This window comes from Litoreibacter albidus, from assembly GCF_900107015.1.
Classification (GTDB): domain Bacteria; phylum Pseudomonadota; class Alphaproteobacteria; order Rhodobacterales; family Rhodobacteraceae; genus Litoreibacter; species Litoreibacter albidus.
The window spans coordinates 307,078-323,052 of the sequence record NZ_FNOI01000002.1 but is presented as its reverse complement, the minus strand read 5'-3'; the positions used below and the strand labels follow the sequence as shown (position 1 = coordinate 323,052).

Genomic DNA, 15,975 nt, shown 5'->3' with positions numbered 1-15,975 from the left:
TGCGCGGGGATCCACTACCGTGGGAAAGTGGCTGCGATATAGCATTCAAATCAGCTCACTGCGATGACTGCCGCGACGCCAATCAAGAGCCAACCCGCGATGGTATTCATCCGCTTAAGCGCGCTTGGTGACTTCAGCACGCCTCTGACGCGATCTACCGAGACGGCGAGTATAAGATTGCCGATAAGGGGAACCAGAAAGCTTAAGCCGCAGATTGCAGCGATGTCCCAAGGCGTCACTTTGGTTAAGTCGAAGAAGCCCGGCAGCACCCCCATGTAGAACAGAACGGCCTTCGGGTTGGAGATGATGACGATAAGCCCCGCCACGAAACCTGCCCACATGCCAGGACGCGTAAGGGCGGAGTTTTCGGGTAATTTCGCGTCCGCGTTCCGGATCAAAAGCACCCCCATTACCAGAAACATTGCGACTGCGACCCACCGCAGGGCATCCATAAACCAGCCGGCTTGATCAACGATCCACGTCACCCCAAGGATCGCAATAAGTGGCCAGATCACATCCCCGACCACCACGCCAAGCGCCAGCGGCCACGCCGCGTGAAAGCCGCCAGACATAGAGCGAGCCAGAAGTGCGACCCACACAGGGCCCGGGGTCAGGAATAGGACGAACAACCCGCCCGCGTAGAATAGAAGTTCAACTGGTGTGATTGTCATCTGGTCAGCCCACTTTAGCGAAGGTTACTGAAAGGTTACTTTGGAGGCGCCGTTATCGTCCGATACTTCAAGGTGCTGCGCACGGTCGGCAAGCTCAGCGAACAACTCCGCGCCGGTTCCGGTCATCCACGCCTGTGCCTTGAGCGCACAGATCTCATCATAAAGCGCCGCGCGACGATCGGCGTCCAGGTGGGCCGCAACCTCGTCCAAGAGTATGATTGGAGCGGCACCAAAGTCTTCGGATAGCGCCCGCGCATTTGCCAAGATGAGGGAGAGCAGTAACGCTTTCTGTTCCCCCGTAGAGCACTGCTTTGCTTCGATGTTCTTCGCTGTGTAAATGGCTTTCAGATCGACACGGTGAGGGCCGACAAGCGTTCTGCCCGCGCGTAGGTCTGTCGATCTGGAGGCTTGGAAGGCGGCGAGCAACGCCTCGGCGCTGTCAAGAAAATCGCCGTCATCTGGGGCCTCAATGGATAGGTCGGCGGTGGGGAACGACGTCTGGGCGTTTTGCATGGCGGATTGCAACCGAGCCAATGCGTTCGCCCTGTTGGCGATGATCTGTGCGCCTGCATCGGCCATTTGGGTTTCTAGAGCCCCGTACCACATTGGGTCGCGGACCATGTCCTTGAGCAAGCGGTTACGCTCTCGCATCGCCTTTTCATAGGTAACGGATGCTTCGGCATGTTTAGGCTCAAAGCTTAGGGTGATGCGGTCCAGAAAGCGGCGACGCCCTTCCGCACCCTCAAGCCACAAACGATCCATCGCCGGGATCAGCCACACGACACGTGCGATGCGTCCCAAAGCAACTTGGGGCGCGGTTTTCTCATCAATGCTGACTGTCCGGTTCCCACCAGCCTCCGCGCGGGTTTCCAACTCGTGGGTTTGGCCAAGGCTGTGCAGAAGCGCTGATACCTTCCAGCCCACGGCTTCTGGTGCGCGGGCGATTTCATCGGCCTTGGCGCGGCGTAAGCCACGGCCTGGAGAGAGCATCGAAATCGCCTCTAGGATGTTGGTTTTTCCAGCGCCATTGGAGCCGAAAATCGCTACTGGTCGATCGTCAAGCTGCAGCTCCACCCTGCGGTGGGACCTGAAATGGGATAAAGCTAGCGCGGAAAGGTACAGTCCCGCCATGAGCGCGGGTTAAACGCGCATCGGCATCACGACGTAGACCGCAGATTGGTCATTGCCTTCACGCATCAAGGTTGGGTCGCCCGCTGAGTTAAACATGAAAACAGCGTTCTCACGGTCGACTTGGCCTGCGATCTCTAACAAGTACTTGGCGTTGAAGCCGATCTCCAGCGCCTCGTCGCTATAGGCAACGGCGAGCTCTTCCTCCGCAGCACCGCTGTCGGGGGCATTGACGGACAGGACCAAACGATCCTCGCTTAGCGACAGCTTAACGGCGCGCGACCTTTCGGACGAAACGGTCGCCACACGGTCCACGGCTTTTGCAAACTCTGTGGCGTCCACCTCCAACTTGCGCGTGTTTCCCTGCGGGATAACGCGCGTGTAATCTGGGAATGTGCCGTCAATGACCTTGGATGTCAGCGTGATAGCGGGGGTCGCAAAGCGAATTTTGGTCTCGGAAACGGACACCGCGATTTGCATGTCGTCGTCTTCAAGCAGTTTGCGAAGCTCTGCCACTGTTTTGCGTGGCACAATGACGCCGGGCATATCTGAGGCGCCGTCCGGCAAGTCGGCGTCAATGCGGGCCAAACGGTGCCCGTCGGTCGCGACGCAGCGCAACACCTTGCCGCCGTCAGCGTCAGAGATGTGCATGTAGACGCCGTTCAGATAATACCGTGTTTCTTCGGTCGAGATCGCGAATTTGGACTTGTCGAACAAGCGGCGCAACATCGGGGCTGGTGCGGAGAAGTTCGACTGGTATTCGGACGTCGCCATAACGGGGAAGTCTTCTTTTGGCAGTGTCGCCAAGGAGAAGTTCGAGCGGCCGGCTTCTACGGTCAACCGCCCTGTCGCCCCGTCGTCCGTAAGAGAAACGAGCGCGCCATCAGGCAGCTTGCGCACAATTTCATGCAAGGTGGTCGCGGATACCGTGGTTGCACCGGCGCGTTCAACTTGCGCGGGGGCTTTGTCGACAACTTCGATATCAAGGTCGGTCGCGCGGAACGTCACATCGTTACCTTCGGCTTCGATCAGGACGTTGGCCAGAATAGGGATGGTGTTACGGCGCTCGACAACTGATTGAGCTTGGCTCACAGCCTTGAGCAGGGCGCTGCGCTCGACACTGATTTTCATATCCGTCCCTCTTTGGAAGATAGCTGGGGCGGAGAAGGTATCCTCTCCGCCCGCTTATGCAAACATTTTGTTGAAAAGTCCGCTTTTATCGCGGGATCGTCAAGGCAATTAGGCTTCGAGCATGCGACGAAGTAGCTCCGCATCCTCGGCAACCTGACTGTCTTGCGCTTTTAGCTCGTCAATTTTGCGAACCGCGTGGATGACCGTGGTGTGATCGCGGTTGCCGAAACGCTTCCCGATTTCAGGGTAGGAGCGTTGGGTCAGCAATTTTGCCAACCACATGGCCATCTGACGGGGGCGCGCAATGTTCCGTGACCGTTTTGGCGACAGCAGGTCGGACATGCGCACGTTGTAGTAGTCGCAGGTTTTGCGCATGATTTCGTCCATCGTCACCTTGCGGTCGGACTGGCGCAGAATGTCGGCGAGGCTTTCTTGGGCCATCTCCAGCGTGATCTCGCGGCCAACCAGTGAGGCCAGCGCGAACAGTCGTGTCAACGCACCCTCTAGGACACGCACGTTGTTGGAAATGCGGTGCGCCAAGAATTCCAGCACGCCATCAGTGATTTTCAGCTCCTGATACTGCGCGCGGTACTGCTCGACCTTTTGCTGTAAGATGCCAAGGCGCAGTTCGTAGTCGGTTGGGTGCAAATCCACGACCAGCCCCCACTGCAGCCGCGACCGAATGCGTTCTTCCAAGCCGTCGATCTCGCCAGGTGCGCGATCTGCGGAGATGATGATCTGCTTTTGCTGATCAATCAGCGCGTTAAACGTGTGGAAGAATTCATCTTGCGTGCTGTCTTTGCCAGCGATGAACTGGACGTCATCCACCATGAGCACGTCGACCGAGCGAAACAGGCTTTTGAAGTCCATCATTTGACGGTCGCGCAGCGCTTGGATGAAGCGGTACATGAACTGTTCTGCGGACAAGTAGACAACTTTGAGTTCGGGAGAGCGGGTCTGTAGCTCCCAAGCGATAGCGTGCATCAGGTGGGTTTTACCAAGGCCAACACCGCCGTAGAGGAACAGAGGGTTGAAGCTGACCGGACCACCTTCGGCGACGCGGCGTGAGGCGGCATGCGCCAGTTCGTTGGGTTTCCCGACAACGAAACGGTCAAACGTAAAGCGCTTGTCGAGAGGGGCGCCAATCACGGGATCGTCGGACGGCGTTGCGGCCTGAACAGGTTTTGGCGCAGCGGTTTGTCCGGACTTCGAGATGGTGGTCGTGGCAGGTGCTGCAGTTTTCACCGGGCGATTGCTCTGAACCGAGAACTTCAGGCGGTCAACGGATTCACCAAGCTTGTCAAACTGGCGAAGAATTTCGTCGCCGAAGTTGCGAGAGACCCAGTCCCCCTGAAAGCTGGTTTGCACACCAAATTCAGCGACGCCACCGTCGCAAGAAATGAAAGTTAGTGGTTCAATCCAAGTTTGGTAGTTGTTCTTACCAATAGTAGTTTGCAGCGTTTCACGCGCTTGCCCCCAAGTGTCGTTCGTCATCTTTTACCCGTTCCGCAGATCAGGATTGCCCCCATGGCAACCCGTGGGACTTCCAGCCATTAAGCCCCCCCCGATGTTTTTCCTGATCCAAGTCGCCTTCGAAGCCCTCGGCTACATTGAACAGATCCACGTGGTGCGCTCCCTCGGCAAGGGAAGCGTGAACCGCAAGCGCTGCGTTCATAGAACGCGCACCGGACCTGCAAATAAACAAGAGCTGGGACGGCAGAACGTTGCCCAGTGCCTCATTCATTTCTTCAACGAACCGCGGATTTACGGACATATCCGGATACCTACACCACTCGATTGTTAAAACCGAACGATTTAGGATCGACAGGTCAGGTTTCCCCACAAAAGACCATTCGGCTTTTGTCCTGACGTCGATGAGCACTGCTGTAGGGTTCTTTTCTAAAAGGTCCCAAGCCTGTACCGGCCGCAAGTCTTGCACAGCCGAACTGGTGTTCGTGCTCATTCCATGTCCCCCCGAGACGAAGTGAATCGCTCAATATGGATAGCGACTGGATAGGGCATGTCGCAACTTATCTTCGCGCTTGACTCATACTTAGTACGATCTCGAATCTAACCGTGGCGCAAAAGCCGCGCCCCAAGGATCGGGCACAAAAAAACGCGCCGATAAGGGCGCGTTCTAGAAAATCTTAACTGTAATCAGTTGTAACCGGATCAGCCGATGGCTTTGACCCGCGATGACAGGCGCGACATTTTGCGTGCCGCTGTGTTCTTGTGCATCACGCCTTTGGAGACGCCGCGCATCAGTTCAGACTGAGCAGCTTTGAGCGCGTCTTTAGCGACGGAAGAATCACCACCAGTGATTGCTTCTTCAACTGTGCGCAGGAACGTGCGGATGCGCGAGCGACGTGCTTTGTTTACTTCGGTGCGGCGCTCTGTTTGGCGCGCGCGCTTTTTAGCTTGAGGCGAATTTGCCATACGTAAGGACCCCGATGGTTCGGTGTGAAAATCTGAGAATGCGCTTCTAGGACCGACTCGCCTTCAAGTCAACGCTCTAATTGGCATTACTTGTCGCGGAACTGCGGTTCGCGCTTTTCTATAAAGGCTGCCATACCCTCTGCTTGGTCTTCTGTCGCAAAAAGGGAGTGGAAAACCCGACGCTCGAACAGCAATCCTTCGTTGAGTGTTGTCTCGTAGCTGCGGTTCACCGATTCTTTGATGGCAACGGTGGCGAGCGCAGATTTTTCAGCAATCTTTCCGGCTGCGGCCATGGCCTCGTTGATCAGTTTTTTCGCCGGTACGACACGGCTTACCAGTCCAGAGCGCTCAGCTTCTTCGGCGTCCATGAAACGTCCGGTCAGGTTCATATCCATGGCTTTCGACTTGCCAACAAAGCGTGTCAGGCGTTGCGAGCCGCCCAAACCTGCCATGACGCCAAGGTTGATTTCCGGCTGCCCAAACTTTGCGGTGTCTGATGCGATAATGAAGTCGCACATCATCGCCAACTCGCACCCACCGCCCAAGGCATAGCCTGAGACCGCGGCGATAATGGGTTTGCGTACCCGCATGAAAGTGTTCGGAAATTCCGAGAAGAGGTCGCCGCCGAACACGTCGACGAAGGACTTTTCGGCCATCTCAGTTATATCTGCGCCAGCTGCGAATGCCTTTTCAGAGCCGGTAATGACGATGCAGCGCACCTTCTTGTTGGTGCCCGCGTCCGTCAGTGCTTGCGAGAGTTCAGATAGCAACGTCGCATTGAGCGCGTTCAATGCGTCAGGGCGATTCAGTTTGATCAGCGCGATATGCTCTTCAATTTCAACAATAATTGTCTTGAATGCCATGATGTACCTCATTGCTAGCAGGTCATGAGACGTAGCATGTTCACGCCGAGGTTCAATTCATCTTTGACATTTGGGGCAGTAAAAACTGGAACGCCCCGACTGAACAACACGGAAAATGTTGGTGCCGCACTCATTCCGACACGGCGCTCCTTCGCGGTCGTACACAGCAAAATTATGCTGAAAATAACCCAGCTCACCGTTGGTTTGCCGATGGTCGCGCAGGGAGGAACCTCCCGATTCTATGGCTTCCTCCAAGACATCCCGAATGGCGGGGACGAGGCTTGCAACGCGTGCGGCGCTCAAGTTTGAGGCTTTGCGCTTCGGTGAGATGCCAGTGCGAAACAGAACCTCGCAGACGTAAATGTTGCCTAAGCCGGAGACGACTCGTTGATCCAGCAGCGCGGTTTTGATCGGGGATGACTTCTTTTTCAGGGCTTCGACCAAATACGGTGCGTTGAACGAATTCCCCAAGGGCTCCGGACCCAATTTGTTAAGGAGCCAGTGATTCTCGACCTCAGCCGTCGGTGTTAAATCCATGGCGCCGAACCTGCGAGCATCATTGAACGCAATTCTCGTGCCGTCCTGTAAGTGAAATACAACATGGTCGTGCTTTTGGGCCACAGGTGGCTCATGATGGAACTGCGCCGTCGGTGCTTCGTCAATTTGCATTCGGCCCGACATTCCCAAGTGGATGATCAAAGTCTCCGCGCTATCCAGATCAACTAAGATGTATTTGGAACGTCGACGCAGTGCGGTGACTGTCTTTCCTTGAAGCCGGCCCGTCATATTCGGGGGGAATGGCCAGCGCAGGTCGGGCCGGTTGACCTCCACCCGTGCCATGACACGCCCCTCCATATGGGGTTGCAGGCCGCGCCTGACAGTTTCGACTTCTGGTAGTTCTGGCATCGCGCACCCTCATTCGTCCTTTGGGTCGCATTGTAACCCGCCAAGCTAGACCTATAAGAAAGGGTGAGATTGTAAGGACCGCAAGAACAGATGGCTGAAGATTCGCAAAAAACCACCCACTTCGGGTTCACGGACGTCCCAGAAAACCAGAAGGCTGGGATGGTACATGGCGTGTTCACGAACGTGGCCTCGAAGTATGACATCATGAATGACGTGATGTCGGTGGGCATTCACCGCATTTGGAAAGATGCGATGATGGACTGGCTGGCCCCGCGAGCGGGACAGCGGCTGCTGGACGTGGCCGGCGGCACGGGCGACGTGTCTTTCCGGTTCTTGGCGCGGGCCGGTGACGCGGATGCAGTCGTTCTGGATATGACGGAATCGATGCTGGTCGAAGGGCGCAAGCGCGCGGAAGCATCGTCCCTAGCGGACCGCCTTGATTGGGTCGTCGGCGATGCAATGGCATTGCCGTTCGAGGATAACAGTTTCGACGTGTATACAATCAGCTTTGGTATACGGAACGTCACTCGTATCGCAGATGCCCTAAGCGAAGCTTACCGTGTGTTGCGGCCTGGTGGTCGGTTGATGGTTCTGGAGTTTTCTCAATTGCCCAATCCGATGATGCAAAAAGCTTATGATCTGTATTCCTTCAACGTTATCCCCAAAATGGGGAAGGTGATCGCAGGCGACAGTGAAAGCTACCAATACCTTGTCGAATCGATCCGACAATTCCCTGACCAAGACACCTTTGCCGGGATGATACGCGCGGCTGGCTTCGAGAACGTGAGCTACCGCAATATGACGTTGGGCGTTGCGGCGTTGCACGCGGGTTGGAAGATCTAGATGCGCGGGCCGCACAACGTTTGGCGACTTATCCGAACCGGCGCTACACTAGAGCGGACGGGCGCGATGAACCTGGCGCTTGATGCGTTTGACGCTCCTGCACCTTTGCGTTTGGTGGCGCGCGTCATGGCTTGGCCGTTCAAGTGGTTGGGCCACAAGGGAGACCCTTCGATGCCGCCGGCTGTGCGTGCTTTGTCGGCATTGGGACCCGCGTACATCAAGTTTGGACAGGTTCTATCGACACGCCCCGACGTGGTTGGTGACGAGCTGGCGCTACAGTTGCGCGTATTACAAGATAAGCTCCCGCCGTTTCCAACAGCCTATGCGATCGCGACAGTTGAGGAGGAGCTGGGCGCGTCGCTGGCGACGATTTTTTCAGAGTTTTCCGAGCCCGTCGCGGCCGCATCCATTGCGCAAGTGCATAAGGCGCGCCTTAAAGAGACAGGCGAAGAGGTCGCCGTCAAAATCCTGCGTCCGGGCATTGAAAAGGCATTCCGAAAGGATATCGACGCGTTCTATTTCGCAGCTTCTATGATTGAGTTGCTGTCCCCGTCATCGCGTCGCTTACACCCGACTGAAGTGATTAAGCATTTCGACGGCGTTGTGCGCGGGGAGCTTGATCTGCGGATGGAAGCTGCCGCCGCTGGTGAATATGCCGCAAAGACGGCTGGCGATGTTGGCTTCGTCGTACCCAAGACACATTTCTTCCATTCTGCTGAGCGTGTCATGACAATGGAGTGGGCAGAGGGAATCGCTTTCGGTGACGTGGAGGCAATTGACGCTGCCGGCCATGATCGGAAGCTCCTTGGCGAACGCGTCTTGCAGTTGTTCTTGAGGCAGGCCCTGAACGACGGTTATTTTCACGCCGACATGCATCAAGGGAACCTAAAGGTCAGCCCCTCCGGCGACATAATCGCCTATGATTTTGGCATTATGGGGCGCATTGATGAATACACCCGCCGCGCTTATGCGGAAATTCTCATCGGGTTTATCCGCAAGGACTACCGCCGTGTTGCCGAGGTTCACTTTGAGGCCGGATACGTGCCTGCAGACCGTGATATCGATGATTTTGCACAGGCGCTGCGCGCGGTGGGTGAGCCAATTTTCGGGATGAACGCCACGCAAATCTCAATGGCTCATTTGCTTGCCTACCTTTTTGAGGTGACGGAGCGTTTTGGCATGGAGACGAGAACCGAGCTGATCCTGCTGCAACGCACGATGGTCGTTGTCGAGGGGGTTGCACGGACCATGCATCCGGAAATCAACATCTGGCAAGTTGCTCAGCCAGTGGTTGAAGACTACATCAAAGAAAATGTTGGACCGAAAGCCTTACTGCGCGATTTGGTCTCGACCGTACAGGTCTTGGGCCGTTTCGGGCCGAAGCTTCCAAAATTGATGGAAACAGCGCTGAACCAGTCTCACGACAGTGAGAGAGCAATACGGAAGGACCAGCCGAATGGTCGGCTGATCGGTTTTATGTGGGGTATTGGGGTTGCTGCGGCAGCTTGGGTGGTATGGCTTCTACTATCGTAGGCCGGTGACCAGAGACGTGGGGTGAATTGCGCCGCCCTTAACCACCACTACGGCGGTTTGATCGACTGTGCGGATCTCCGAAACGCGGGTGAAAATATCCGGCACATGACTGTCGATCTGCTCATCTTTAGAAAAGGCTTCCACTTCGAAGCTGTATGTACCGCTGGCTAGGGGTTGCCCGCTGCTGCCCACACCCGCCCAGCTGATTGGCTGGTCAGAGACTGGGATACTAACCCGCTGTACCTCGCTGCCGGCTTCATTTGTTACGACCAATTCGGCGCGTTCCGCGTGTTTAGGTGGATTCGCGACCAACTCAATGGGTGCTCCATCAAAGTGTGCAGGCGCTGCTATGCGGGCATCCATGCCGACCCAGCTCGCCATATCGCCAAGACTAGAAGCCAGAAGCTGAGACGCCAGAGCGCTTAGTAGGTCGTTAGTTTTTACTTGCTGCTCAACACCCGAAAAGGTTGCCAATTGAGTGGCAAAGTCCTGCGAATCGAGCGGATTGAGCGGGTCTTGGTTCTCCATCTGCGCGGTCAGCATCGTGATGAACGTTTCAAAGTCGGAACTCAGAACGCTGTGAGCAGTGGGGGCGGGGGCCGCTTCAGCGCCGCTAAATTGTGGTGATGAGACTACGTCCATGATGGTGTTTCCTTACAGCCTTAAATCTAGACTCGTGGTTGTTCCGTCGATTTGCAGGTGCACTTCGGGCGGGGAGCTTACTGGCGTGGTTTCATTGGTTTTGCTGGAGGGGGCATCCAATAGGTCGTCCGCGTCACGACTTTCCTTTCGAAAGCTGAAACTGGCGCCGTCATATCCAATGTCTGAGAAATCGGTTTCGAGTTGGTTCGTGTTACGGCGCATTAAGTCGAGCACCTCGGGTTTTTCGGAGAAAACAGTTACCACGATGCCACCATCCTTGGGTGAGAGAACGATGCGCAGGCGCCCCAACTCTTCAGGATCGAGGCGGATTTCGACACTGCGCTCGTCTGAGGCTTCCACCGCAACACATATTTGCGCGCTAATGTGTTGCGGCAAGTGAGGCTGATGTGGCTGCTGGTGTTGCGGAGTTGCAATCGCTGTACTTTGGCTGGCGACAGCCATCGACGTACTAAATATCAAGCCCTGTTCAGGTTCAACGCGAGGCTGCCCCACACTTTCAGTAAGACTCTTGGTGGGAGGGGGGCGTAGGAAATTTTCCAGATTCTGTTCTTTATTGACCAGTATGTTCACTTGATCGCCGCTGGGCGCCGCCGTTGGTGTTATAGGTGAAGTCGCCCTATGGTGGCTTCTCACGGTAAGCCTGTGCAGCAGTTGTGCTTGTGGGGCGCCTCGCGTGGCGGTGGGGCGCGGCGCAGAAGCATGTTGCTGGGGGAGGGAAGCGAAGAGCATTGAACCTTGCGGCTTAGGCCGGGCAGTCGTCAACTCAGGTGAAGCGTTAGGTTGCTCAGTCAAAGACACCGGTGGCGCAAATTGGGGGGATTGATGAGGCGAGGTTGACCGTGTCTCAACGTGTAAAGCCTGAAGTGCAGGGCGTTTCGGAAAGTGACGGGGCGGAGAGCTGGCTGCAACCTGAGTCACCCCGTCTTCCGAAACACCGGAGGTGCTTCTCTGTGTAGAGTCGAGTTCTTGCCCCGAGCGTGAGGCGCTCGCAGGAAGCACTTCAGCTACATCCTGAATAACAGGGGGGAGATGTACCGGGCGATCGACGGCTTTATCCGTGAAAATTTGTGGTGCGACATCAGGCCGAGTTCGATGAGCCGCACCAGTATCTAATAGGTGACGGGTGGGGGGCGTCTTTGAATTCTGGTCGCTTCTACTTGTAGTTGGCGCACTTGCGACCGTTGCTTCGTTGCTCACCTGACGGCCTAACTTTTCGATGCCCAACGAAGGCGCGCCACGGGCGATGTCGTCGGAAGGCTTTGATCGCGCCAAGGGCAGAGTAGTTGTTGGTTGCGACAAGGGCGCTGTAAAGCCCTCCTTAGAGAGGTTCTTCAGTTGCGGTACATTTGATCGCGAGGTTGTAGATGCCGAGTGACTGCTCGTGTTTGGTTCTCGATGCGGCGGTGGCGTCGCTGTATCCGGCATTTGTTGCGAAAAGAGTATGTTGCCTGGGTCGGCAAGGCGGATTAGCCTCGCGATTACCTCCAGCGGACTGACTAAGGCAGTTGTCGTCATTTGTGACTGCTGCTTCGGCTCTACCAGCTCAGGACCTATCAGTGTCTCAAACACGTCTGGTGTGATCTCGTTAGAGACCTCAATAGAAGGTTGTTCCGCCCTATGAGGCGGAGACCCGCTTTCTGCACTCGTCTGTATTGGAGGAAGGTTCATGATGCTGGGTTTATTCTCGCTCAGTTAGCAAGAACAATGTCAGACATGAGTTACTCAATCTTTACTACTGCCCAATAAATATTCTCAGGTCGCTTTTGCCGGAGAACCTTATGAATGATTTAGCAACTATTCGCCCTGCCGCTGCGCCAGTCGGCAAGCACAAGCCACCTGAAATGCATGACGTTGCCCAAAGTCTTGAGAGAGCATTCCTGGCTGAGATGTTGTCATTTATGGGCGTGAAAGAAATGTCAGGAGAGTTCGGCGGTGGTGCGGGGGAGGAGCAGTTTCAAACGTTTCTTCGGGATGCTCATGCAAAGCTTATTGTAGAGAAAGGTGGCTTAGGTCTGAGCGGCCATTTTTTGAAAAACTTGAAAGGTAAATGATTTGGGTATTTACTCGAAACAAAGCCCGTCTGCTCGTCTGTTGAAAGTCTTGGAGCGAGAGCAAGACACACTGACCGCGGGGGCGCTAGACGATATCGCAGACGCATTGGCGGACAAAGAAGAGGCATTGCAGGACTTCTATGCCGCGCGGGACGGAAGGTCCGAAGTCGAGCTAAGAAACTTGCGAATAAAATTTGAGCAGAATCAGCAATTGTACCGCGCTGTACAGGCTGGGTTTCAGGCTGCAAACGAACGTTTGATGGGCTTTCTAAATCCCGATCTACACTTGAAAACATACAATAGAAGCGGCTCGATGGGTTGCTTCAATCGGGGGCTGACCGATCGAAAATTTTAGGCTTGGGTATTTAAAAACTTATCGAAGGCACACGTGACCTTTAGCTGCCCGTTAGGGAATTCCACGCCAGATGGGAGCGCATCCCACCAACGGGGTGGCGCGAGTTTGACTGAGGTTAACACACGCAAAAGTCAAAATGACTCTTCAAGCCGTGCTGCATGGCTAAAATCCGGCGCTTAAAAGCGCTGCTCAAGAGGAAACGATATGTCAAGTATTCTTACAAACAATGGCGCAATGGTCGCGTTGCAGACTTTGAAGTCAATTAACTCGAACTTGCTGCAAACCCAATCTGAAATTTCAACTGGCAAATCTGTCGCGTCAGCAAAAGACAACTCGGCGTTATGGGCGATTTCAAAAGTTATGGAGTCAGACGTTAAAGGTTTTAACGCGATTTCGGAAAGCTTGGCGCTTGGCGAATCTACTGTGGCGGTCGCCCGACAGGGCGCGGAAACCGTGACGGACTTGCTTACCCAAATTAAAGGAAAGGTCGTTTCCGCCCAAGAAGAGAATGTGGACCGTGAAAAAATCCAAACTGACATCGACGCACTGACGTCGCAGATAAAGTCTGTCGTCGGGGCTGCACAATTCAACGGTCTGAATATGTTGAAAGGCACCGACTCGGTCGACATTCTTTCGTCGCTGGACCGCTTGGGAGATGGGACAGTATCTGCATCCAATATATCGATTGCCCGCGCAGACTTATCTGACAGCGCTGGCACCTACGGCACTGGTACGTCACTGTCGGCAAATGCGACGGCATCAGCTGGACCGATTGCAAACACCGGCACAACCGAGGCAATCACGTTCGCGAACAGTAGTGACATGTCGGGCGACAACTTCCAAATCACCGTAGCCGGTTCCACATTGAACTTTACCGCTGGTACTTTCCTAGCGTCTGATACGGAAGAACTCGCGATTGATCAAATTGCCGGGCAGATCAATGCGCTGGGTCTCGAGGGTATCAGTGCCGCGCGCAACGGAAGCGATCTTGAAATCACATCGACGCGCGCATTTGAAGCGGTGGACCTGACGTTCTCCGGTTCGCCAGTCGTGGATGGAACTGCGGAAATCGCCGAGCGTGCCGAAAACGTGACGTTCTCGGCGGTTGCGAAAGTCAATGCGGGGGACGGATATCGTGTCACCATCGGCAGTGATGTCGCCACCTATATAGCGGGCGAGGGTGAAACATTCGAGGACGTCGCTAACGGGTTGAAGGCAGCGATTGATACCGCGGGCATCGACGGAATTACGACGCGCGTAACCACCAATGACGCAGGTGCAAAGGTACTGAAAATTGACAACGACAGCGCGTCATCTATTGCGACGTTTACAGCTGTAGGCGCGCAAGACGGTACAGCCTCTGGAGGCTTGTTTGGCCTAGGGAGTATTGACGTGACCAGCTCTCAAGGGGCGGATGCGGCACTTGGGAACGTCGAGGTCTTGATACAAAACTCCATTGATGCCGCCGCTGAATTCGGTTCAGCGCAAGGTCGAATTGAGACTCAGTCAGAATTTGTCGGCAAACTGACAGACTCGCTGAAATCCGGCATCGGTACCCTTGTGGATGCAGATATGGAGGAAGCCTCAGCGCGCTTGCAGGCCTTGCAGGTTCAGCAACAACTCGGCGTCCAGGCCTTGTCGATCGCGAACCAGGCGCCACAGAGTATTTTGTCGCTATTCCGCTAACGTGAATGAGGACGGGGCGCCGATGTGGTCGCCTCGTCAACTTTAAATCAATCTAGGTGTCCAAATGAATTCAACGCAACAGGCAATCTCTGCGTATGGTAAAGAGAATACTCACCTTCGAACACACCGCGGGATCGAAGCAGAAGTTTTCGCACAGGTCACCCGCGCGATTACTCTAGCGTCCGGCGATAAGAAACACGGGTTTCCCAAACTGGCGGCGGCGCTGCACTCAAACCGTCGCCTCTGGAGAGCATTAGCCTCCGACGTTTCAAACGCCGAAAACGCGCTTCCCGCAGATATGAGGGCCAGGGTGTTTTATCTCTCGGAGTTTGTGAATGAGCAGACAGGAAAAGTTTTAAGGGGGGATGCCACGGTCGATGCTCTTAGGGAGGTTAATATGTCTATAATGCGGGGCCTGAACATGGAGGCTACCAGCACGTGACGGGTCTAGTCTTAAAGCTAGGGCCAAAGGAACGGGTTCTTATCAACGGTGTTGTCGTCGAGAATGGTGAACGTCGTGGACGCATAAATATACTGACACCTGACGCAAAAATTCTGCGGCTCAAGGATGCAATTCACCCTGACGAAGCCACCACTCCAGTTCGCAGGGTTTGCTATCTCCTGCAATTAATTCTCTCCGGAGACTTAACGCAGCAGGACGGAAGAAAAGAGGTGTTAAGAACGATTGAGAAACTCAGTTATGCTTTTTTGGATAGTGATAGCCGCCGAATACTCGATGTGTCGACCGACCACATTCTGAAAGACCAGTTCTACCCTGCCCTCAAGTCCCTTCGAATGCTCTTGTCACGCGAGGCGAGGCTACTGGGCGCAGGTGCCCAATGACGTTCTCGCCAGTCATTCCCCAGTCCGGTTTGCTAGGTTGGACATTCTTGTCGCGCACCTTGGAGGCCCAGAAAGATAATTTCATGAAATCAGGGGCGCCTAATCGTGAGGCCGAGGCTTTTCGCGAACGCATTTCGTCGGTTAAGACTGCTGATGACCTTGTTGGTGACCGCGAGCTCTTGTCGGTTGCACTAACCGCGTTTGGCTTGGAAGATGACCTGAATAACACGTTTCTGGTAAAAAAAGTACTATCGGACGGTTCCTTTTCAGAAGATGCATTAGCAAACCGATTTTCAGATAAACGCTATCTGGAATTCACGAAAGCCTTTGGTTTTGGAGATTTCGATGTTCCGCGCACCCAGCTTAGCGATTTTTCTGAAGAAATCATCTCGAAGTATATTGACCAGAAGTTTGAACGGGCAGTGGGCGACCAGGACGAAAGCTTGCGATTGGCATTAAGTCTCGATCAATCCATTGGCGAGATCGTTAACAAGGAAGCAACCGAAGCGACGAAGTGGTTTTCGGTTCTGGGGAACCCACCGCTGAAGTCAATTTTCGATACTGCATTTTTCTTGCCACCGGCATTCTCAAACCTATCTTTAGATCGGCAGGTGGATTTTTTAAAATCTGAAGTTCTGTCTAAGCTCGATGGCGAGAGCATCGACATCTTCAAGGAACAGTCTAGCGTTGATAGATTGAGAACCAAGTTTTTGCTGGCGAGTCAGCTCAACAATCAAACTGTGAAAACTGGCGCTTCGACAGCGTTAAGTTTGTTGCGGAACGGCCTCAAGCTTTCTTTCTGACTATATCAACAGCCTTTCACTTTGGGGAAACTGCCTGTTTTTAAGGGTATTCACGGTCTGTGT

At 54.6% G+C, this 15,975-nt stretch carries 18 protein-coding genes; 8 read left to right on the top strand and 10 right to left on the bottom strand.

Translation table 11 applies throughout. The features are described 5' to 3' along the window. Positions 1–50: 50 nt before the first annotated feature. From BLW66_RS06640 to mutM, 8 genes are all read right to left on the bottom strand, one after another. Complete coding sequence (locus BLW66_RS06640; protein WP_089946306.1) at positions 51–671, bottom strand: LysE family translocator; 621 nt, start codon at positions 669–671, stop codon at positions 51–53. A gap of 24 nt (positions 672–695) precedes the next feature. Continuing rightward, the gene (recF, locus tag BLW66_RS06635) at positions 696–1,802 is read right to left on the bottom strand and encodes a DNA replication/repair protein RecF (protein WP_089946304.1); all 1,107 of its coding nucleotides are present in this window, start codon (positions 1,800–1,802) and stop codon (positions 696–698) included. 9 nt (positions 1,803–1,811) lie between these two features. Beyond that, positions 1,812–2,930 carry a DNA polymerase III subunit beta gene (dnaN, locus tag BLW66_RS06630; RefSeq protein ID WP_089946303.1) on the bottom strand — a complete coding sequence of 373 codons (1,119 nt, stop codon included), beginning with the start codon at positions 2,928–2,930 and terminating at the stop codon, positions 1,812–1,814. A gap of 108 nt (positions 2,931–3,038) precedes the next feature. Further along, a complete protein-coding gene (gene dnaA / locus BLW66_RS06625) occupies positions 3,039–4,424 on the bottom strand; it encodes a chromosomal replication initiator protein DnaA (protein ID WP_089946300.1) in 1,386 nt (461 codons plus the stop codon). 19 nt (positions 4,425–4,443) lie between these two features. After that, entirely contained in the window at positions 4,444–4,893 is a 450-nt protein-coding gene (locus BLW66_RS06620; protein WP_089946298.1) for a rhodanese-like domain-containing protein, read from the bottom strand. A gap of 209 nt (positions 4,894–5,102) precedes the next feature. Further along, complete coding sequence (gene rpsT / locus BLW66_RS06615) at positions 5,103–5,366, bottom strand: 30S ribosomal protein S20 (protein ID WP_089946296.1); 264 nt, start codon at positions 5,364–5,366, stop codon at positions 5,103–5,105. Between the two features lie 86 nt (positions 5,367–5,452). Beyond that, the gene (locus tag BLW66_RS06610) at positions 5,453–6,229 is read right to left on the bottom strand and encodes an enoyl-CoA hydratase (protein WP_089946294.1); all 777 of its coding nucleotides are present in this window, start codon (positions 6,227–6,229) and stop codon (positions 5,453–5,455) included. A 57-nt stretch (positions 6,230–6,286) separates the two neighbouring features. Further along, the gene (mutM, locus tag BLW66_RS06605) at positions 6,287–7,135 is read right to left on the bottom strand and encodes a bifunctional DNA-formamidopyrimidine glycosylase/DNA-(apurinic or apyrimidinic site) lyase (RefSeq protein ID WP_089946292.1); all 849 of its coding nucleotides are present in this window, start codon (positions 7,133–7,135) and stop codon (positions 6,287–6,289) included. A 90-nt stretch (positions 7,136–7,225) separates the two neighbouring features. Here mutM and ubiE point away from each other — a divergent pair, with 90 nt between their 5' ends. Together ubiE and ubiB are read left to right on the top strand one after the other, a co-directional pair. Then, the gene (ubiE, locus tag BLW66_RS06600) at positions 7,226–7,978 is read left to right on the top strand and encodes a bifunctional demethylmenaquinone methyltransferase/2-methoxy-6-polyprenyl-1,4-benzoquinol methylase UbiE (protein WP_089946291.1); all 753 of its coding nucleotides are present in this window, start codon (positions 7,226–7,228) and stop codon (positions 7,976–7,978) included. Next, positions 7,979–9,511, top strand: a complete 1,533-nt coding sequence (ubiB, locus tag BLW66_RS06595; protein ID WP_089946289.1) for a 2-polyprenylphenol 6-hydroxylase — start codon at positions 7,979–7,981, stop codon at positions 9,509–9,511. Here the strand turns inward: ubiB and BLW66_RS06590 are convergent. After that, the gene (locus BLW66_RS06590) at positions 9,503–10,153 is read right to left on the bottom strand and encodes a flagellar hook capping FlgD N-terminal domain-containing protein (RefSeq protein ID WP_089946286.1); all 651 of its coding nucleotides are present in this window, start codon (positions 10,151–10,153) and stop codon (positions 9,503–9,505) included. The two genes, ubiB and BLW66_RS06590, sit on opposite strands and share 9 nt — an antisense overlap. Before the next feature lie 12 nt (positions 10,154–10,165). Then, positions 10,166–10,615, bottom strand: coding sequence for a flagellar hook-length control protein FliK (fliK, locus tag BLW66_RS17875; protein ID WP_170833415.1), 450 nt, complete (start codon positions 10,613–10,615; stop codon positions 10,166–10,168). 1,337 nt (positions 10,616–11,952) lie between these two features. Between fliK and BLW66_RS06580 the strand changes: the two genes are divergently transcribed. The 6 genes from BLW66_RS06580 (at position 11,953) to BLW66_RS06555 (ending at position 15,912) form a co-directional block, all read left to right on the top strand. Beyond that, positions 11,953–12,225, top strand: coding sequence for a hypothetical protein (locus BLW66_RS06580; RefSeq protein WP_089946282.1), 273 nt, complete (start codon positions 11,953–11,955; stop codon positions 12,223–12,225). A gap of 1 nt (position 12,226) precedes the next feature. Further along, positions 12,227–12,580 carry a hypothetical protein gene (locus BLW66_RS06575; RefSeq protein WP_089946279.1) on the top strand — a complete coding sequence of 118 codons (354 nt, stop codon included), beginning with the start codon at positions 12,227–12,229 and terminating at the stop codon, positions 12,578–12,580. Positions 12,581–12,784: 204 nt separating this feature from the next. After that, the gene (locus BLW66_RS06570) at positions 12,785–14,266 is read left to right on the top strand and encodes a flagellin N-terminal helical domain-containing protein (protein ID WP_089946277.1); all 1,482 of its coding nucleotides are present in this window, start codon (positions 12,785–12,787) and stop codon (positions 14,264–14,266) included. A gap of 64 nt (positions 14,267–14,330) precedes the next feature. Beyond that, complete coding sequence (flaF, locus tag BLW66_RS06565) at positions 14,331–14,708, top strand: flagellar biosynthesis regulator FlaF (RefSeq protein WP_089946275.1); 378 nt, start codon at positions 14,331–14,333, stop codon at positions 14,706–14,708. Beyond that, positions 14,705–15,109, top strand: coding sequence for a flagellar biosynthesis repressor FlbT (gene flbT, locus BLW66_RS06560; protein ID WP_089946273.1), 405 nt, complete (start codon positions 14,705–14,707; stop codon positions 15,107–15,109). The genes flaF and flbT overlap by 4 nt, the downstream gene beginning before the upstream one ends. After that, positions 15,106–15,912, top strand: a complete 807-nt coding sequence (locus tag BLW66_RS06555) for a DUF1217 domain-containing protein (protein WP_089946271.1) — start codon at positions 15,106–15,108, stop codon at positions 15,910–15,912. The genes flbT and BLW66_RS06555 overlap by 4 nt, the downstream gene beginning before the upstream one ends. Positions 15,913–15,975: the final 63 nt, after the last annotated feature.